The following is a 15,939-nucleotide window of genomic DNA, read 5'->3' on the forward strand; positions in this document are numbered from 1 at the left end:
CATGGCGCTGCATGTCAGCCTCGTCTCCGCGGATGCGGAGGTCTGGACGGGAGAGGCGAGCCTCGTGGTCGCCAAGACCGTCGAGGGTGAGATCGGCTTCATGAGCGGCCACGAGCCGGTGCTGGCCATCCTCGCCGAGGGGCAGGTTCGCATCACGCAGTCGGATGGCACCAAGGTGCTGGCCAACGCGCAGGACGGCTTCCTCTCGATGGAGGGCGACACCCTGACGATCGTGGCCGGCAACGCGGCTCTCATCGGCTAGCTTTCTCCTTTCGACGCGTCCGCCTCGGTACCCGCTCGGGTCCCGAGGCGGACGCGTCTGCATCCACCGAGGTTTCATGAAGATCCTGCTCCCTCCGTCCGAGACGAAGCGAGAGGGGGGCGTCGACGTCCCGCTCGACCTGCCCTCGTTGGCCCTGCCCGGTCTGGCCCCGCACCGCGCCGCCGTGCTGGATGCGCTCGTCGACCTCGCAGCCGACGAGCAGGAGTCGCGGCGTGTGCTGAAGCTGAGTGAGCGTCAGGCCGGTGATATCGCCCACAACCGGCGACTGCGGACGGCACCGACGATGCCTGCCGTCGACCGGTACACGGGCGTCCTGTTCGACGCGCTCGACGCCCCCTCTCTCTCGACGGCGTCCCGCCGGTGGTTGGGCGACCATGTCTGGATCCACAGCGCACCGTTCGGTCCGGTCGGCGCCCTCGATCCGATACCGACCTATCGTCTCGCGGCGGGAACGTCGCTCCCCGGCCTTCCCGCGCTGCGGCGCCATTGGGCCGATGCGACCTCTGCGGCGTTCGTGGAAACCGCTGTGTCGTTCGTGCTCGATCTGCGCAGCGAGGCGTATGTCGCTCTGGGGCCGGTTCCGGACAGCGTGCCGTCGGCGTACGTGCGGGTCGTGACCGAGCACGGCAGGGCATTGAACCACTTCAACAAGAAGTCGAAGGGGCTGCTCGTCCGCGCCCTCGCCGAGGATCGGCCCCGAAGCTCCTCTCTTCGTGGCTTCCGCACGTGGGCGCAGTCGCGGGGGATCACGCTCCGCGACACCGATCATCGGGGCACCATCGAACTCGTCGTCGCGGAGTAGCGGGCGCTTTCGGGCGCTGACGCGCTTCCGCAGACCTCGTTGCCCGGGGATCGCGCGCACCGCTAGTGTGGTGTCGCGGCGTCAATCGCGTCCGTACATTCAGATCCGGAGGGGATCATGGACTCCTATTACGACTCGGGATACCTCGCCGTAGTTTTCGGCATCGTCATCTTCAGCGTCATCATCGGTCTTGCCGGGTACGTGCTGGGCTCTCTCTTCTTGATGAAGATCTTCGACAAAGCAGGTGTCGAGGGCAAGTGGCGTGCGTGGGTGCCCGTCTACAACGCGATGATCTTCTTCAAGCTCGGTGACCTGAGCCCGTGGCTCGTCCTCTACGGAATCGCTGGTGCCGCGCTGCTCAGCTGGATCGGCATCGGCTACGCGTTCTCGCTCGCTCTCGGAGTCTTCTCCGCGATCGCGGCCTGGCGCATCGGCCTCAAGCTTCAGAAGGACGCCGTCTGGGTCGTCCTCTACGTGTTCCTGAGCATCGTGTGGCTCGGTATCAACGCGTTCGACAAGTCTCGCTGGAACCCGAACATCCAGCCGGCATCGTGGGCTTCGAACGGCTTCCTCGGCGACCGGACGGTCTGGAACGGCGTGCCCGTCCAGCCGGCCGCTGCAGCCCCGCAGCCTGGCTACGGTGCGCCGCAGGGATACGCTCCGCCCGCGCAGCCGGGCTATGCGCCGCCGGCCCAGCCCGGGTACGCACCGCCGGCCCAGCCCGGGTACGCACCGCCGGCAGGCCCTGCGGCGCCCGCGACCGGAGCCCCGGTTCCCCCGGTTCCTCCGACGACGCCTCCGGCACCTCCCGCGGCCCCGCCGGCACCTCCTGCCGGTCCGCCGGCACCGCCCGCAGCTCCGCCGGCGCCTCCTGCGGCTCCGCCCGCATCGCCGAACGATCCCACGCAGCCTCCGGCGTGACCGTCTGACACAGAGCCCCCGACTTCGGTCGGGGGCTCTGTGCTGTGTGCGATCGTCTCCGGGCCCGAGCGGACGCTAACGTGGAGACATGGTCTTGACGCAGCGCCGAGTCGGCGCATCCGGTCTTCTCGTCTCCGCGACCGGCCTCGGCTGCAACAACTTCGGGCGCGCGGGGACGGCCACCGAGACCCTTGCCGGAACGCGAGAGGTGATCGACGCGGCGCTCGCGAACGGCATCACGTTCTTCGACACGGCCGACATGTACGGTGCGGTGGCCGGCGCGAGCGAGACGCTGATGGGCGAAGCGCTCGAAGGGCGGCGCGATCGCGTCGTGCTCGCGACCAAGTTCGGCCACGAGCGGGACATGGGGTATGCGTTCCCCGCCGCCCGCGGCTCCCGTCGATACATCCGCCGCGCCGTCGAGGAGTCCCTGCGTCGCCTGCGCACCGACTGGATCGATCTCTACCAACTGCACCTGCCTGACCCGGAGACGCCGATCGCGGAAACCACCGACGCGCTCGATGAACTCGTGCGCGAGGGGAAGATCCGCTACTTCGGGCACTCGAACTTCCGCGGATGGGAGATCGCCGAGGCGGAGTTCACGACCCGTGCGCGTTCGTCCGGACGGTTCATCTCCGCGCAGAACCACTATTCGTTGCTGGCGCGTGCCGCCGAGCGCGAAGTCCTCCCCGCCGCCGAGCGGTACGAGCTGGGCTTCTTCCCCTACTTCCCGCTGCACAACGGTCTCCTCACCGGGAAGTTCACGCGTGATGGTGGGCCTGCGTCGAGCAGGATCATGTCCGCACGAAGGCATGTCTGGGAGGACGCTCCGTGGGAGGCGCTCGAGGACTTCCGGCGCTTCTGCGACGACCGCGGCATCACGATGCTGCAGGCGGCTTTCGGGTGGCTCCTCGCGCACCCGGCGGTCTCCAGCGTCATCGCCGGAGCGACATCGGCGGAGCAGGTCGAAGCCAACGCGGCAGCGGGTGATGCCTGGCGTCCGGACGCCGCCGACCTCGAGATCATCGACCATCTGTTCCCGCTGCCCGCAGACCCGGGCGCACGAGTGTGATCGCAGTGCGGGGGAGTTCTACTACGATGTGTGAGTATCCTGCGGTCGCCCGATCCGTCGCAGGCCCATCGGAGGCAGTACGTGGCTGAGACGAAGACGCATCGCGTCACGGTTGCGCAGCGCCCTCTGCTGCTGTCCTGGGCAGGGGCCACCGACCTCGGTCGCCGCCGCGAGATCAATCAGGACGCGTTCCTCGCCGAGTACCCGCTCTTCATCGTCGCGGACGGCATGGGGGGCCATGCCGGCGGCGAGATCGCGAGCAGCAGCACCGTCGCGCGGCTCCAAGCCGTGGTCGCTGCCGGTGAGGTCAACGGGCCGGCGATCGAGAAAGCACTCGAGTTGGCCGTGGCTGACATCGCCGACCACCCGGAGACGACCGACGAAGGCACCGGCACCACGCTCACGGGTGTCTTCCTGGTCGGTGACGGCGAAGATGCGCACTGGGTGGCGTTGAATATCGGGGACTCGCGGGTGTATCTGCTCCGCGATGACCGGCTCGTACAGGTGACGACGGATCACTCCGTGGTCCAGGAGCTGATCGCGGCAGGCAAGCTCAGCCCCGAGGAGGCGGAAGGGCATCCGTACAGCAACGTGATCACGCGGGCGGTGGGGGCGAGCGAACTCACTGCACCGGACTACGTCACCCTAGACGTGCGCGCGGGGGATCGGTTCGTGATCTGCTCCGACGGGCTCACGAAGGAGCTCACCGACTACGGGATCCAGCACTTCCTCCGGGCCAACAGCGATCCAGCGGCAGGCGTCGATGCCATGCTCGCGGCCGCCTTGGAGAACGGTGGGCGTGACAACGTGACGCTCATCATCGTCCAGATCGAGGACGACAGCGACTCCTCCTCCCCACCCGAAGACACCTCGGAATAGTCGCTCAGCGCTGTGGAGAGCGCCGTTCCTCTGACGTCCGTGCGGTCCACTGGGTGGCATGGAATCTCTTCCGATCGTTCTCCCGGCGGCCCCCGCAGCCTCTCGCCGCGCTGGGCTGCCGTTTCTGGCGGCCGTCGTCCCGGTGGTCGGGGGTGTGGCGCTGTGGCTGATCACCGGTTCGCTGTTCGCGCTCTGCTTCGCGGCATTGGGCCCGTTGATGATGGCGGCTTCGTTCCTCGATGCGGCCCGAAACCGACGCCGCGAACGTCGGCAGGGTGAGGCTGATGCGGAGCGGAACTGGGCCGCGGTCGACGCAGACCTGATCCGCCGCCATCGGGCTGAGCGTGAAGCGCTGTGGCTCCGTCTGCCCGACGCTTCCGTCTGCCTCACGCAGCCGCCCCTCCGCGGGGCACAGCCGCCCGATGCGGAGACCTCCCTCGTCGTGGGCACCGGCAGCGTCGCGAGCGGGGTCCGTTGTAGCGGGGGAGACGACAGCCGTGGCCGCGAGTTCCGTCAACGTTCCGGCGTCCTCGAAGACGCGCCGATCGTGGTCCGACTGGGTGGGGGCGTCTGCATACGCGGGGCGCGACCGGTGATCTTCGCCGTCGCGCGGGCGTTGGTGGTGCAGCTCGGTCTGCGTTTCGGTGCTGCACAGCTGTCGTTGGTGGGCACCGCCCTCGACGATTGCGGCCTCGCCGCGCTGCCGCATGCGCGACGTTCGCGTCGAAGCGGCTTTCGCCTCGGCGTCGGGACGCCTGACTCCGGTCGCGTGGAGGCGGATGCACTGATCTGGCTCGTCCCCGCCGACACAGAGGTACCCGAGGGGATCACCACCGTGATCGACGTCATCGAGCCGGGACGAGCGAACCTCCGTACGCCGAACGGGACGTCGACGCTTGCGGTCGAGTGCCTGTCGCTCGCCCAAGTGGGTCAGGTCGCCGAAGAACACGCAGCGCGGAGCGACGGCGCCGACGTGCTCCCGGACGTGGTCTCCTTGCACGAGCTGGAACAGCCGCCCGCCGGCGAAGGTCTGCCCGCGGCGATCGGACGGAGCGCGTACGGCGATGTCATGCTCGACATCGTCGAGGACGGTCCGCATGCCATCGTCACCGGCACGACGGGGACGGGCAAGAGCGAGTTGCTCGTCAGCTGGGTCACCGCGATCGCTGCGCACCACGGCCCCGACAGGGTGACCTTCCTCCTGGCTGACTTCAAGGGTGGCACGGCCTTCGAGCCGCTGAGGGCGCTGCGACAGGTCGCGGCGGTGATCACGGACCTCGATGAGGAAGGCGCACGGCGCGGCGTCTCGAGCCTCACAGCGGAGCTCCGTCGGCGCGAGGCGCTCTTGGCGGCCGCAGGGGCCCGTGATGTGCGTGAGGTCGGGATTCCGCGGTTGGTCATCGTCGTGGACGAGTTCGCGGCGTTGTTGGCCGAGCATCCTGATCTCGGGGCGGTGTTCATCGATGTGGCGGCCCGAGGACGCGCTTTGGGCATGCATCTCATCCTCGGTACGCAGCGTGCGACCGGTGTGGTGCGAGACGCACTCGCCGCCAATTGTCCGCTTCGCATCAGTCTGCGGGTGGGGGACGCGGCCGACAGCAGGGCGATGATCGGCACCGATGCTGCGGCCGAGCTTCCCGGAGGTGCTGCTTCCCGCGGGGTCGGGCTCGTGCGGCGCCCCTCAGACTCGGAACCGATCGCCGTGCGAGTCGCGCTCACCGGAGCCACCGAGTTGCGCGGCATCGGATTGCGCTGGGCGGAGACCGCGCCACCACGCAGCCCGTGGCTTCCGGCGCTTCCCTCGCGGCTTCCACTCGGCGATCTGCTCACGGCGCCTGACCGCGCGTCGGGTGACGCGGTGATCCTCGGCCGGGCAGACGAACCGGCACAGCAGATGCAACCGCTGGAGACGTTGCACTGCGGGCAGGAGCGGGGGCTGGTGTTCCTCGGGGCGTCGGGATCGGGACGCACAACGGCCCTGCGAGTCCTCGCGGCGCAGCGCTCCGGCACGGACTCCGTCTGGGTGCCGCGGGACCTCGAGGGCGCATGGGATCTCGTCGACGCATGGAGCTCGGGCGAGGAGCGGGTCCCCGCTCTCGTGCTCTGCGACGACCTCGACGCGCTCGTCGCGGGCTTCCCGCCTGACTACGGCCAGCAGTTCGCCCAACGCTGGGAACACCTGCTGCGCTCCGGCGCGGGGACGACTTTCGCCGTGACCGCCGGCCGATCGACGGGAGCAGTGGGACGCGTCCTCGATGCACTTCCGCGCCGCGCGCTCCTGCGCATGGCGACTCGGGTCGAGCACCTCGCGGCCGGAGGTGAGGCATCCGCGTTCCTCCGCGACCGCAACCCCGGGCGCGCGTGGATCGGTGACCGGGAGGTCCAGCTCGCCTGGGTCGACGACGACCACGACGGCGTCGGCGAGCCGATCGAGCCGCCCGCGATGACGACGTGGTCGCCGTCGTGCGCCGTCACCGCGATCGTCAGCGCCGGCGCGAGGGCGACAGCGTCGCGGCTACGTGACGCGCACGCCGGCTTCGAAGTAGTTCTCGTCGGTGCAGAGCCGACCCTGCCGGACGGTCACCGCATCCTGATCGCCGATGCCGAGACCTGGCAACGCAACTGGTCGTCGTGGCAGCGCATCCGCGCCGAAGGAGAGGTCGTGATCCGAGCGGAGCAGCCGGCGGACCTGCGGCAGCTCGCGGGGGTCCGCGAACTCCCGCCCTTTGCACGGTCGCATGCAGGACGGGCCTGGTCCGTTCGGGGAGCGGAGCCGCCGCGCCGAGTGATCCTCGCGGAGCTGACGCCGTGAGGACCAGCGGATCTTCGAGAGCCCGTGAGCCGACCGCTCGCGCCTCAGATGGCGGCGCTCGGGCGGATGGTCCCGACGATCGAGCCACCGCCGGACACGCCCAGGGGCAGAGCCTCCGCCAGCGTCGCGACGTCGGTGTCACTCAGGCCGCCTGAGCGGGCGAGCAGCGTGGCGGCCACGATCGTCGCTGCGCGGGTCGCTCCGTCCAGGACCTTCAGCGCCACGGTCGTGCCGTTCGGGGCGACCATCACCATGATGCCCTCGGCTCCGAACTTGGCGAACACTCCGAGCTTCTCGATCGCGATGGTGTCGGGCCGACCAGGGCCTTCGATCGCCCAGGGGTTCTCCCGCACTGCGCGGACCAGAGAACCCGCCACCCGATGGAGGGCGAACGGCGAACGGTCGGATGCCGTGCCGATGCGATGGATCGAGCGCGCCAGGCCCGTGAGCGTGATCGCGTGCACGGGGGCGCCGCAGCCGTCGATCGCCGTGTGCGCCACCTTCTCGCCCGTCAGGCGCTCGACGACGTCGCGGATGTGCGCCTGGAGAGGATGAGCGGGGTCGAGGTAACCGTCCGTCGGCCAGCCGGTCGCCACGCAGGCGCGCAGCATCGCGGCGTGCTTTCCCGAACAGGGCATCCGGACCCGCGAGGGTTCGCCGTGCTCGCGGACGAGTTCGTCGCGGCTGGCGGAGTCGGTCGGCCACGACGCCGGGCAACCGAGGTGGTCTTCGGTCAGCCCGCCTTCGGTGAGCATGTCGCGCACCACGGAGGCGTGCCGATCGGTGCCGACGTGACTCGCGGTGGAGATGGCGAGCTGCTCGCCCTCCAAGACGGCACCGGCGGTGATGCAGGCGACGGCCTGCAGGGGCTTGAGGCTCGAACGAGGGAGGATCAGGGCGTCGACGTTGCCGTGGCGGGCGATGACATCACCGTCGGAGGACAGCACGACCGCGGCTCCGACGTGACGCGATTCGACGAAGCCGCTCCGCTCGACGACGGCGAGTTCCACGGAATCCTGAATGGTGAGAGTCTCCAGCACCCGTCAACTCTATCGCCGCAGGCCTGGTCGCTCCGCCGACGTCGCACGGGGCTGGCAGACTGGCGACATGGCACAGTCGACTTCCCGCGCCCTCGGCGAACACCACTACGCACTCACCGCGACGTGGACCGGCAATCTCGGAACAGGCACATCCGGCTACCGCGACTACCGCCGTGACGTGACCATCGAAGTCAGCGGAAAGCCGGAGCTCCTCGCATCCGCCGACAAACCGTTCCGCGGGGACCCTGCACGGTGGAATCCGGAAGATCTGCTGCTGGCATCTCTCTCCGAGTGCCACCTGCTGTCATACCTGCATGCCTGCGTGACGCTGGGTGTGGTCGTCGTCTCCTACAGCGACGACGCCAGCGGGATGATGCGCGAGGACGGAAAAGGGGGAGGGCCTTCGTGGAGGTGATGCTCCGCCCCGATGTCGTGGTCGCGGAGGCGTCGATGATCGAAGCCGCAGAGCGGGCGCACGAGTTGGCGAACCAATGGTGCTTCATCGCCAACTCGATGAACTTCCCCGTGCGCCACGAGGCGAAGATCAGCGCGCTCGCGTAGAGATGCGGTGGACCGTCAGCGACGTTCGTGGGGGAGCGCCTGCTTGATCTTCTCGATGGTGCTCTGCGCCGGTGCCTCGTTGTAGGCCCCCGCGAGCTCCTGGCCCGACAATCCGTGGATCGCGGCCATGATCTCATCGGTGGCGAGGCGGCGCGCACGTCCGCTCGTCGCGGGACCGTGCGGAGACAGATCGAGTGGCTCGCCGAAGCGGACCGTGATGCGCTCCGAGAGCGTCGGGACCTTGGCCCCCACGGGCATCACCTTGTCCGTGCCGATCAGCCCGACCGGGACGACGGGCGCGCCCGTCTGCAAGGCGAGGAAGGCGACGCCGGTGCGGCCCTTGTAGAGTCGACCGTCCGTGGAGCGTGTGCCTTCCGGATACAGCGCCACCGCGAGGCCCTCATCGAGGAGCTGCCGCTGCAGATCCAGCGCGTCCAGTGCTGCTTGGCCGGCCCCGCGTCGCACCGGGATGGCTCCGATGGACTCGAAGAACGTCTTGCTCATCCAGCCTTGGAAGCCGGTGCCCTCGAAGTAGGCGGACTTCGCGAGGAAGTGCACCGGACGGGGCGCGGCGACGGGGATCGCGATCGAGTCGATGAACGAGAGGTGATTGCTCGCGAAGATGACGGGCCCGGTCAGCGGCACCCGATCGCGACCTTCGATACGCGGCCGGTACACGAGGCGGGCGAGCGGGGGTGATGAGGCTGCGGCCGAGGGTGTACGCGAAGCCGGCATGGCGTGGTTTCGCGGCCTCAGCGGGCGAGGATCCCTCTGCGGGCGACGATTCGGGCTCGACGGACTGCTCAGAGGTCATCAGAGCAGGTTACTCCCGGATCCATGCTCGTGTGGGAATGAAGAGTTCCGCCGCGCCTCCCAGCCGGGGCAAAGGGGTATGGGGGAGTATGGGGTGTCCCGCCCGCGATCCCGAGGTCTCACTGTGCGCAAGCGTCCGCTCATCGTCCTGTCCACCGTCGCCGCGGCGACCCTGCTGCTGGCGGGCTGTTCCGGCAGTTCCGCGCCGTCGAGCTCCGGCACGCCTGACCCGTCGGCTTCGAGCACGTGTGCTCTGGACGCGCAGCCAGGTGAGACCTCGGATGCCGTCGTCGTCGAGGGAGAGGGCGCCGACACGAAGGTGACCGTCCCGTCTGACGCGGCTTTCGCGGGCGTCGAGCGGACGGTCGTCTCTGCGGGCGACGGGGGACGACGTGCTCGTCAACGACCTGGTCTCGGTCCAGTACCAGATCGTGGATGCGACGACCAACGAGGTGCTCGATTCCTCCGCTCGCGGCGAGGGAGGGGTGCTGCCCGTGCTCCTCGACACCAACCAGTCCTCGCTCTTCGTCGCCGCTCTCGAGTGCGAGCCGGTCGGCTCACGCGTCGTGCTCTCGCTGCCCGGCAGTGCCCTGGGCGAGGGCGCGAACAACGTGGTCGTCTACGCACAGGCCGTCGAGCAGCTGCCCGAAATCGCCACCGGAACCCCCGTCGACCCGACCCCCGGCATGCCGACGGTCACGCTCGATGATGACGGCAAGCCCTCGATCAAGATCCCCGAGGGTGACGCACCGACCGAGACCAAGGTCGCTGTCCTCACGCAGGGCGACGGACCGACCGTCGGATCCGGCGACCTCGTCGTCGTGCAGTATCTGGGCGTCAAGTGGTCGGACGGCGAGGAGTTCGACTCGAGCTGGAGCCGCGACGCTGCACCGGCACAGTTCCAGACCACCGGCGTCGTCGCGGGCTTCCAGAAGGCTCTCGAAGGGCAGAAGGTCGGCTCGCAGGTCATCGTCGTGATGCCGCCGTCCGACGGCTACGGCGCGAGTGAAGGTCACGAGCTCCAGAAGGAGAGCCTCGTCTTCGTCGTGGACATCCTCGCCACCACGCCCGTCCAGCAGTAGCAGGGGCGGTATCCAGGACGTGTCCTAGGCTGGCGTCATGCGTCGCATCATCGTCCTCGGCTCCACCGGCTCCATCGGCACCCAGGCGCTGGATGTCATCCGCGCCAACCCCCGGCGATTCGAACTCGTCGGTCTCGCCGCAGGATCCAACCGCGAGATGCTGGAGGCGCAGGCTGAGGAATTCCGCGTCGAGCACACGGCGCTCGGAGCCGTCGACGCCGAGCAGCTCGTGCGCGACGTCGAGGCCGACGTCGTTCTCAACGCCATCACGGGTTCGATCGGTCTCGGCTCGACGCTGGCCGCGCTGCACGCGGGGCGCACTCTCGCGCTGGCGAACAAGGAATCCTTGATCGTCGGCGGTGACCTCGTCCTGGCCGCTGCCGCGCCGGGGCAGATCGTCCCGGTCGACTCCGAGCACTCGGCGTTGGCGCAGGCGCTCCTCGCCGGCACCCACGCCGAGGTGCGGCGCCTCGTGGTGACCGCATCCGGCGGCCCGTTCCGAGGGCGCTCCCGCGCAGAACTCACCGAGGTGACCCCCGCCGAGGCTCTGGCGCACCCGACCTGGGACATGGGGCGCATGGTCACGACGAACTCGGCGACCTTGGTGAACAAGGGGCTCGAGGTGATCGAGGCACACCTGCTCTTCGACGTCGCCTACGACGACATCGAGGTTGTCGTGCATCCGCAGTCGATCGTGCACTCGATGGTCGAGTTCATCGATGGTTCGACCATCGCGCAGGCGTCACCGCCCGACATGCGCCTGCCCATCTCCCTGGGGCTGGATTGGCCGCACCGTGTCGGGGGCGTCGGACGGCCGTTGGATTGGACGCAAGCGACGTCCTGGACGTTCGAACCGCTCGACAGAGAGGCTTTTCCCTCCGTCGCCCTGGCGAAGGCGGTCGGTCGCGCCGGCGGGACCTTCCCCGCGGTCTACAACGCCGCCAACGAGCAGGCCGTCGACGCGTTCCACGAGGGACGGCTGTCGTTCCTCGGCATCGTCGACACGATCGCCCGCGTCATCGACGCCCATGACGCTCCCGACGCCTTGACCGTCGAGACGCTCGCGGCGGCCGAGACCTGGGCGCGCGAGACGGCCGATCGAATCATCGCGGCGGGCTGAGCCCGGGGTCGGAGCGACCGGCGCCGCCCCGACGAGGTCAGTCCTCGTCGGGGTAGGGAACGGGCCAGCGCGGCTCCGGAACCGGCCATCCCGCCGCACGCAACGCGCGACGGGCGAGTTCACGAGCGGAGTAGGGCGTGCGGACGCCGCGGATGTCCCGGTAGTCCTGGTGGCCGGGGCCGGCCCAGAGGATCGCGTCGCCGTCGCCGACCAGTCCGACAGCGGTGATGATCGCGTTCTCGGGCGGTGAGGCCTCGTGGATCTCCGCGTCGGGCCGGGCCTGTCGCGCGCCGGCGATGAGCGTGGCGCGGATGGATGCCGGATCCTCGAACCGCGGATGGTGATCGGTCACCACGAGGATGTCGCTGCCTTCGACCGCCGTGCGCGCCATGTCGAACCGCTTGCTCGCATCGCGGTCTCCGTCGGCGCCGAACAGCATCAGCACTCGGCCCGGTGTCACCCGACGGACGGCGGCGAGCGTCTTCTCGAACGCGTCGGGGGAGTGCCCGAAGTCGACGAACACGGCGGGACCCCGCTCGCCGGACACGAGTTGCGTGCGGCCGGGGAGATACGCGCGGATGCCGTCGTCCTGAGCGAGCGCCGTGACGATGCGGTCCCACGCGTAGCCGCCCTCCAGGAGCATGACGATCGCGAGCGCGGCGTTGGCGGCCATGTGCGGACCGATGACGGGGACCGTCGTCGTGAGTGAACCGGAGGGTCCGGTCATGGTGAACGTGGTGCCGGCCGCTCGCTCGTCGTCGATCACGACGACCCAGTCCGCCGCGGAGGCCGCGGCGGGGTCGGCTGCGATCGACGGTGTTCCGACGGTCACCACGGGGATCTCTGCGCGTTCGACCACGATCGCCCCGGACGGCGAGTCGAGGCAGATGACGCCGCGTTTCGCACGGTCGGGTCGGAACAGCGGCAGCTTGGCCTCGAAGTACTCCTCCATGTCGGCGTAGTCGTCGAGGTGATCATGGCTGAGGTTGGTGAAGCCGGCGACATCGAAACGGAGACCGTCGACGCGGTGCCGGGACAGCGCCTGAGCGCTGACCTCGACGGCCACCGCTTCGACCGCTCGTTCTCGCATGAGGGCGAGGAGGGCATGCATCTCGGATGCCTCAGGCGTCGTCAGTCGGGAGACGATGACCTCCCCGGCGATGTGGCGCTCTGCCGTGGAGGAGAGCCCGGTCACGACCCCGAGCTGGTCGAGGATCCCCTCGAGGAGGTGCGAGACGCTGGTCTTCCCGTTGGTCCCCGTCGTCGCGAACAGCAGCGGCAACGGATCATCGGCGCCCGTGCCGTACACCCAGGCGCTCAGGTCGCCGAGGACGGCGCGGGGGTCGTCGACCACGATGATCGGCAGCCCTGCGGAGTCCGCGATGGTTGCTCCCGGCTCGTCCGTGATGACGGCCACGGCGCCCTTCTCGGCAGCGGCGAGCGCGAAGTCCGCGCCGTGACGGTTGACCCCCTGAATCGCCACGAAGGCCTCACCCGGACGGAGGTCCGCCGTGGCCAAGGTGATGCCGGAGAGGGTGATCCCGTCGATGTCGCCGCGTACGGAACCGGCGAAACGGGAAGCGAGTTCGGACAGCTCACGCCGGGGCGGGTTCGCGGGGCGGAGCACGGGAGGCAGGCTCGGTTGTTGTTCAATCGACATGTCGCATCAATGATCTCATGGCGGCGCGGCGAACCCTCCTGCGGCACGACTCCCCGCACGCCCGGAACACGGCGCGCGAGGAGTCGTGCGCGGCGTCAGGCCTTTCGGCGGTAGGCGAGGACCGCGACGACGAGAGCCGCGACACCGGCCACGAGCCCGCCGGCGCCGAGGGCGATGCCCACGGGGTCACTCGCAGCGGCCTGGGTGCTTTCCTCCGTCGTCTCAGCAGCCTCGTGGTCAGCGGCAGCCTCGTGGTCACCGTGACCCGAGGTTGCGGCCTCCGTGACGGACACGACCGGCGCCGGTGCATCGAGACTGTGCGGGTCCTCCCCGTTCTCGGCGAGCTGCGTCCACTCGGTCGACCCCTCGACGCACTCCTGCACGACGGGGAATGCCAGGGTGTCGGGGGTGCTCTCGTCGAGCCCGACCGACATGCTCACCGCACCGCGGAGGTCGTTCGGCACCGGTGTGACAGCGGTGTAGGTCACCGCGCTGACGAGGCCGTCGTCCCCGCGCTCCACCTCGATGTTCCAGTCGCCGTCCATCGTCGGCGCGACGGAGGCGAGACCCTCGGGCATCGTGATGCGCAGGGCGGTGGTCGGGGAATTCTCGCAGCCGTGCGAGAAGGAGAAGGTCAGGACGCCGTGGTCTCCTGCGACGAGTTCATCGGGGCTGACGCCCACATGGGCGCTCGCCATGGCGGGAACCGCGAGGGCGAGGAGCGCACCGCTGAGCAAGCCGGTGGTGGCGAGGACGGTGCGGCGCGTGCGAGAGGGGGTGTTGCGGGACATGATGTATCTCCTGGTGCTCGATGTGCGGGCGCGCCGGACGGCGCGAATCCGCGAAGGGGTGAGGCCGCTCGGGAACGAGCAGCGGACTCCGTGCGACGGATCGGGGCGGATCAGTCGCGGACGAGCGCGGGTGGACCCCGTCGCGTCACGGCGGCCGCGAAAGCGACTTCGAGGACAGGAAGATCGAGGGAACGCAGTCCGGGCGGCCTGCGGTGGTCGGTCGGGGTGGTCGTGACGGAACGCCGGAGAAGGGCCTCGACCCAACGGACCACCGCTCGCACGACCGCTTCGCCGTGCCAGATCAGGAGCATGGTGAGGACGGCGGCGACGACGTGGGCGACGAGCATGGGGGCACCGGCGGCCGATGCGGACGGCGTGGAGGCGAGCAGCGCGAGATCGAGATGGTGCACGTGGCCGAGCCCGCCGGGGGACGATGACGCGACCGGGGAGCCCAGCACCTGGAACAGCACGTGGAACGCCGCCTGTGCGAGAAGGACGGTGACCGCGACCCGGCCACGCGAGGGGCGGGCACCGATGAGCAGTGCGGAAAGCGGCGTGACGAGTGTGGCGACCGCGAGGATCAGCAGCGGATGAGGGGCGGAACCTCCGCCGAGCGTGTGGGAGACACCGGCGAGCAGCGTCGCGATGGAGGAGACGGCGGCGGCGCGCACGAGTCGCAGCTGCCGGGCATTCACGCTCACAGCCTAGCCGGGACGAGCGTGCCGGGCGGATTCCTAGCTCGGGGCAGTAGCGTTGGCACGTGGAATTCCTGCTCTATCTGGGCGGCATCCTCTTCATGCTGATCGGCCTCGGCCTGTCGATCGGCCTGCATGAGGTCGGCCATCTCGTCCCCGCGAAGCTCTTCGGCGTGCGCGTCGGCCAGTACATGATCGGCTTCGGGCCGCGTCTGTGGTCGAAGCGGATCGGAGAGACCGAGTACGGGTTCAAGGTGCTGCCGCTCGGTGGCTTCATCTCGATGTCCGGGATGTACCCGCCGTCGAAGAGCACCGGTCCCGCATCCGGCGTGTTCCGGTCGTTGATCCAGGACGCGCGCTCCGCCAACGACGAGACCATCGCGGAAGGCGCAGAGGACCGGGTCTTCTACCGTCTGCCTGTGTGGAAGCGTGTCATCGTGATGTTCGGCGGCCCGCTGATGAACCTGATCCTGGCGACCGTCATCTTCACGGTGCTGGTGTCCGGTATCGGCGTCCAGCAAGGGACGACGACGATCGCTTCGGTCACCGAGTGCGTCGTCCCCGCAGGATCCACCCAGACCGAGTGCACCGCGGATGACCCGAAGTCGCCCGCTGCGGAAGCCGGGATCAAGCCGGGGGACGTGCTCGTCTCCGTCGACGGCCAGCCGGTGTCGGACTTCGCGGAGGCGACGGCGATCGTGCAGGCGGCGCCCGGTGAGACGCTCGACCTGGTGGTCCTGCGGGACGGCACCGAGCAGAGCCTGAGCATCACCCCGGTGGCCGCCGAGCGCACGATCACGGATGCCTCGGGCCAGCCCATCCTGGACGACGCCGGTGATCCCGTCGTCAAGGAGGTCGGCTATGTCGGCATGGGATCGCAGATGGGATACGTGCAGCAGCCGCTGAGCGCGGGACCGCAGATGGCGGCGGAGAACGTCGCCAGGGTCGGCTCGTTGCTCGTCACGCTCCCCGTGCGGCTCTGGGACATCGGCGTCTCCCTGGTGACCGGGGGTGAGCGGGATCCGAACGGACCCTTGAGCGTGGTCGGTGTCGGGCGCCTGGCGGGCGAGGTCGCGGCGACGGATGCCCCCGTCCTCAATCGCTTCGCGATCCTGCTCGGACTGCTCGGTTCGCTCAACGTCGCCCTGTTCGTGTTCAACCTCATCCCGTTGCTCCCGCTCGACGGAGGGCACATCGTGGTCGCCCTGTGGGATGGGATCAAGCGGGCCTGGGCGAAGCTCTTCCGGCGGCCCCCTCCTGCACCTGTCGACGCGACCAAGCTGGTGCCGCTGACCGTGGTGGTCGCGGTCCTGCTGATCGCGATGGGCGCACTGCTCCTGATCGCCGATCTCTTCAATCCGGTGAATCTTCTCGGTTGACGTGTCGAATTCGTCCTTGCTCGTTCGCT

At 69.3% G+C, this 15,939-nt stretch carries 13 protein-coding genes and 2 pseudogenes; 10 read left to right on the forward strand and 5 right to left on the reverse strand.

The annotated features are described in order from the left end of the window. The first annotated feature begins 1 nt into the window (after position 1). The 6 genes from FGL91_RS12025 to FGL91_RS12060 all read left to right on the forward strand — a co-directional run bounded on the left by FGL91_RS12025 (position 2) and on the right by FGL91_RS12060 (position 6,769). Positions 2 to 262, forward strand: coding sequence for a F0F1 ATP synthase subunit epsilon (locus tag FGL91_RS12025; protein WP_131492142.1), 261 nt, complete (start codon positions 2 to 4; stop codon positions 260 to 262). Between the two features lie 76 nt (positions 263 to 338). After that, positions 339 to 1,085 (forward strand): YaaA family protein, encoded by a 747-nt coding sequence (locus tag FGL91_RS12030; protein WP_131492141.1) that lies wholly within the window; start codon positions 339 to 341, stop codon positions 1,083 to 1,085. 117 nt (positions 1,086 to 1,202) lie between these two features. Then, positions 1,203 to 2,006, forward strand: coding sequence for a large exoprotein (locus tag FGL91_RS12035; RefSeq protein WP_194239212.1), 804 nt, complete (start codon positions 1,203 to 1,205; stop codon positions 2,004 to 2,006). Positions 2,007 to 2,094: 88 nt separating this feature from the next. Next, entirely contained in the window at positions 2,095 to 3,078 is a 984-nt protein-coding gene (locus FGL91_RS12050) for an aldo/keto reductase (protein WP_131492140.1), read from the forward strand. Positions 3,079 to 3,159: 81 nt separating this feature from the next. Beyond that, positions 3,160 to 3,957 carry a PP2C family protein-serine/threonine phosphatase gene (locus FGL91_RS12055; protein WP_153243923.1) on the forward strand — a complete coding sequence of 266 codons (798 nt, stop codon included), beginning with the start codon at positions 3,160 to 3,162 and terminating at the stop codon, positions 3,955 to 3,957. A 58-nt stretch (positions 3,958 to 4,015) separates the two neighbouring features. Beyond that, on the forward strand, positions 4,016 to 6,769 hold the full coding sequence (locus tag FGL91_RS12060) for an FtsK/SpoIIIE domain-containing protein (RefSeq protein WP_153243924.1): 2,754 nt from the start codon (positions 4,016 to 4,018) through the stop codon (positions 6,767 to 6,769). Positions 6,770 to 6,813: 44 nt separating this feature from the next. Here the strand turns inward: FGL91_RS12060 and FGL91_RS12065 are convergent, their stop codons facing one another. Continuing rightward, positions 6,814 to 7,809, reverse strand: a complete 996-nt coding sequence (locus FGL91_RS12065; protein WP_131492137.1) for an asparaginase — start codon at positions 7,807 to 7,809, stop codon at positions 6,814 to 6,816. A gap of 67 nt (positions 7,810 to 7,876) precedes the next feature. Between FGL91_RS12065 and FGL91_RS12070 the strand changes: the two are divergent. Beyond that, positions 7,877 to 8,370 (forward strand): annotated as a pseudogene (locus FGL91_RS12070) (OsmC family protein). Between the two features lie 15 nt (positions 8,371 to 8,385). On the opposite strand, the pseudogene FGL91_RS12075 reads toward FGL91_RS12070, so the two are convergent. Further along, positions 8,386 to 9,184 (reverse strand): annotated as a pseudogene (locus FGL91_RS12075) (lysophospholipid acyltransferase family protein). A 391-nt stretch (positions 9,185 to 9,575) separates the two neighbouring features. On the opposite strand from FGL91_RS12075, the gene FGL91_RS12080 reads away from it, so the two are divergent. Then, the gene (locus FGL91_RS12080; RefSeq protein WP_227991601.1) at positions 9,576 to 10,265 is read left to right on the forward strand and encodes an FKBP-type peptidyl-prolyl cis-trans isomerase; all 690 of its coding nucleotides are present in this window, start codon (positions 9,576 to 9,578) and stop codon (positions 10,263 to 10,265) included. 37 nt (positions 10,266 to 10,302) lie between these two features. Beyond that, complete coding sequence (gene dxr / locus FGL91_RS12085) at positions 10,303 to 11,385, forward strand: 1-deoxy-D-xylulose-5-phosphate reductoisomerase (RefSeq protein ID WP_131492134.1); 1,083 nt, start codon at positions 10,303 to 10,305, stop codon at positions 11,383 to 11,385. 37 nt (positions 11,386 to 11,422) lie between these two features. Here the strand turns inward: dxr and FGL91_RS12090 are convergent, their stop codons facing one another. The 3 genes from FGL91_RS12090 to FGL91_RS12100 all read right to left on the reverse strand — a co-directional run bounded on the left by FGL91_RS12090 (position 11,423) and on the right by FGL91_RS12100 (position 14,531). Further along, positions 11,423 to 13,045 (reverse strand): Mur ligase family protein, encoded by a 1,623-nt coding sequence (locus FGL91_RS12090; RefSeq protein WP_194239213.1) that lies wholly within the window; start codon positions 13,043 to 13,045, stop codon positions 11,423 to 11,425. Between the two features lie 95 nt (positions 13,046 to 13,140). After that, positions 13,141 to 13,836 carry a YcnI family protein gene (locus FGL91_RS12095; RefSeq protein ID WP_153243926.1) on the reverse strand — a complete coding sequence of 232 codons (696 nt, stop codon included), beginning with the start codon at positions 13,834 to 13,836 and terminating at the stop codon, positions 13,141 to 13,143. A gap of 110 nt (positions 13,837 to 13,946) precedes the next feature. Further along, positions 13,947 to 14,531, reverse strand: coding sequence for a hypothetical protein (locus FGL91_RS12100; protein ID WP_153243927.1), 585 nt, complete (start codon positions 14,529 to 14,531; stop codon positions 13,947 to 13,949). A 65-nt stretch (positions 14,532 to 14,596) separates the two neighbouring features. Between FGL91_RS12100 and FGL91_RS12105 the strand changes: the two genes are divergently transcribed. Further along, a complete protein-coding gene (locus FGL91_RS12105) occupies positions 14,597 to 15,910 on the forward strand; it encodes a M50 family metallopeptidase (RefSeq protein ID WP_131492131.1) in 1,314 nt (437 codons plus the stop codon). Positions 15,911 to 15,939: the final 29 nt, after the last annotated feature.

The sequence above is a fragment of the Microbacterium sp. CBA3102 genome (genome assembly GCF_007954505.1).
Taxonomy (GTDB): Bacteria; Actinomycetota; Actinomycetes; order Actinomycetales; family Microbacteriaceae; genus Microbacterium; species Microbacterium aurugineum.

Coding starts and splice junctions, on each gene's coding strand:
- FGL91_RS12025 (WP_131492142.1), top strand. CDS start 2: ATGGCGCTGCATGTCAGCCTCGTCTCCGCGGATGCGGAGGTCTGGACG.
- FGL91_RS12030 (WP_131492141.1), top strand. CDS start 339: ATGAAGATCCTGCTCCCTCCGTCCGAGACGAAGCGAGAGGGGGGCGTC.
- FGL91_RS12035 (WP_194239212.1), top strand. CDS start 1,203: ATGGACTCCTATTACGACTCGGGATACCTCGCCGTAGTTTTCGGCATC.
- FGL91_RS12050 (WP_131492140.1), top strand. CDS start 2,095: ATGGTCTTGACGCAGCGCCGAGTCGGCGCATCCGGTCTTCTCGTCTCC.
- FGL91_RS12060 (WP_153243924.1), top strand. CDS start 4,016: ATGGAATCTCTTCCGATCGTTCTCCCGGCGGCCCCCGCAGCCTCTCGC.
- dxr (WP_131492134.1), top strand. CDS start 10,303: ATGCGTCGCATCATCGTCCTCGGCTCCACCGGCTCCATCGGCACCCAG.
- FGL91_RS12090 (WP_194239213.1), bottom strand. CDS start 13,045: ATGTCGATTGAACAACAACCGAGCCTGCCTCCCGTGCTCCGCCCCGCG.
- FGL91_RS12095 (WP_153243926.1), bottom strand. CDS start 13,836: ATGTCCCGCAACACCCCCTCTCGCACGCGCCGCACCGTCCTCGCCACC.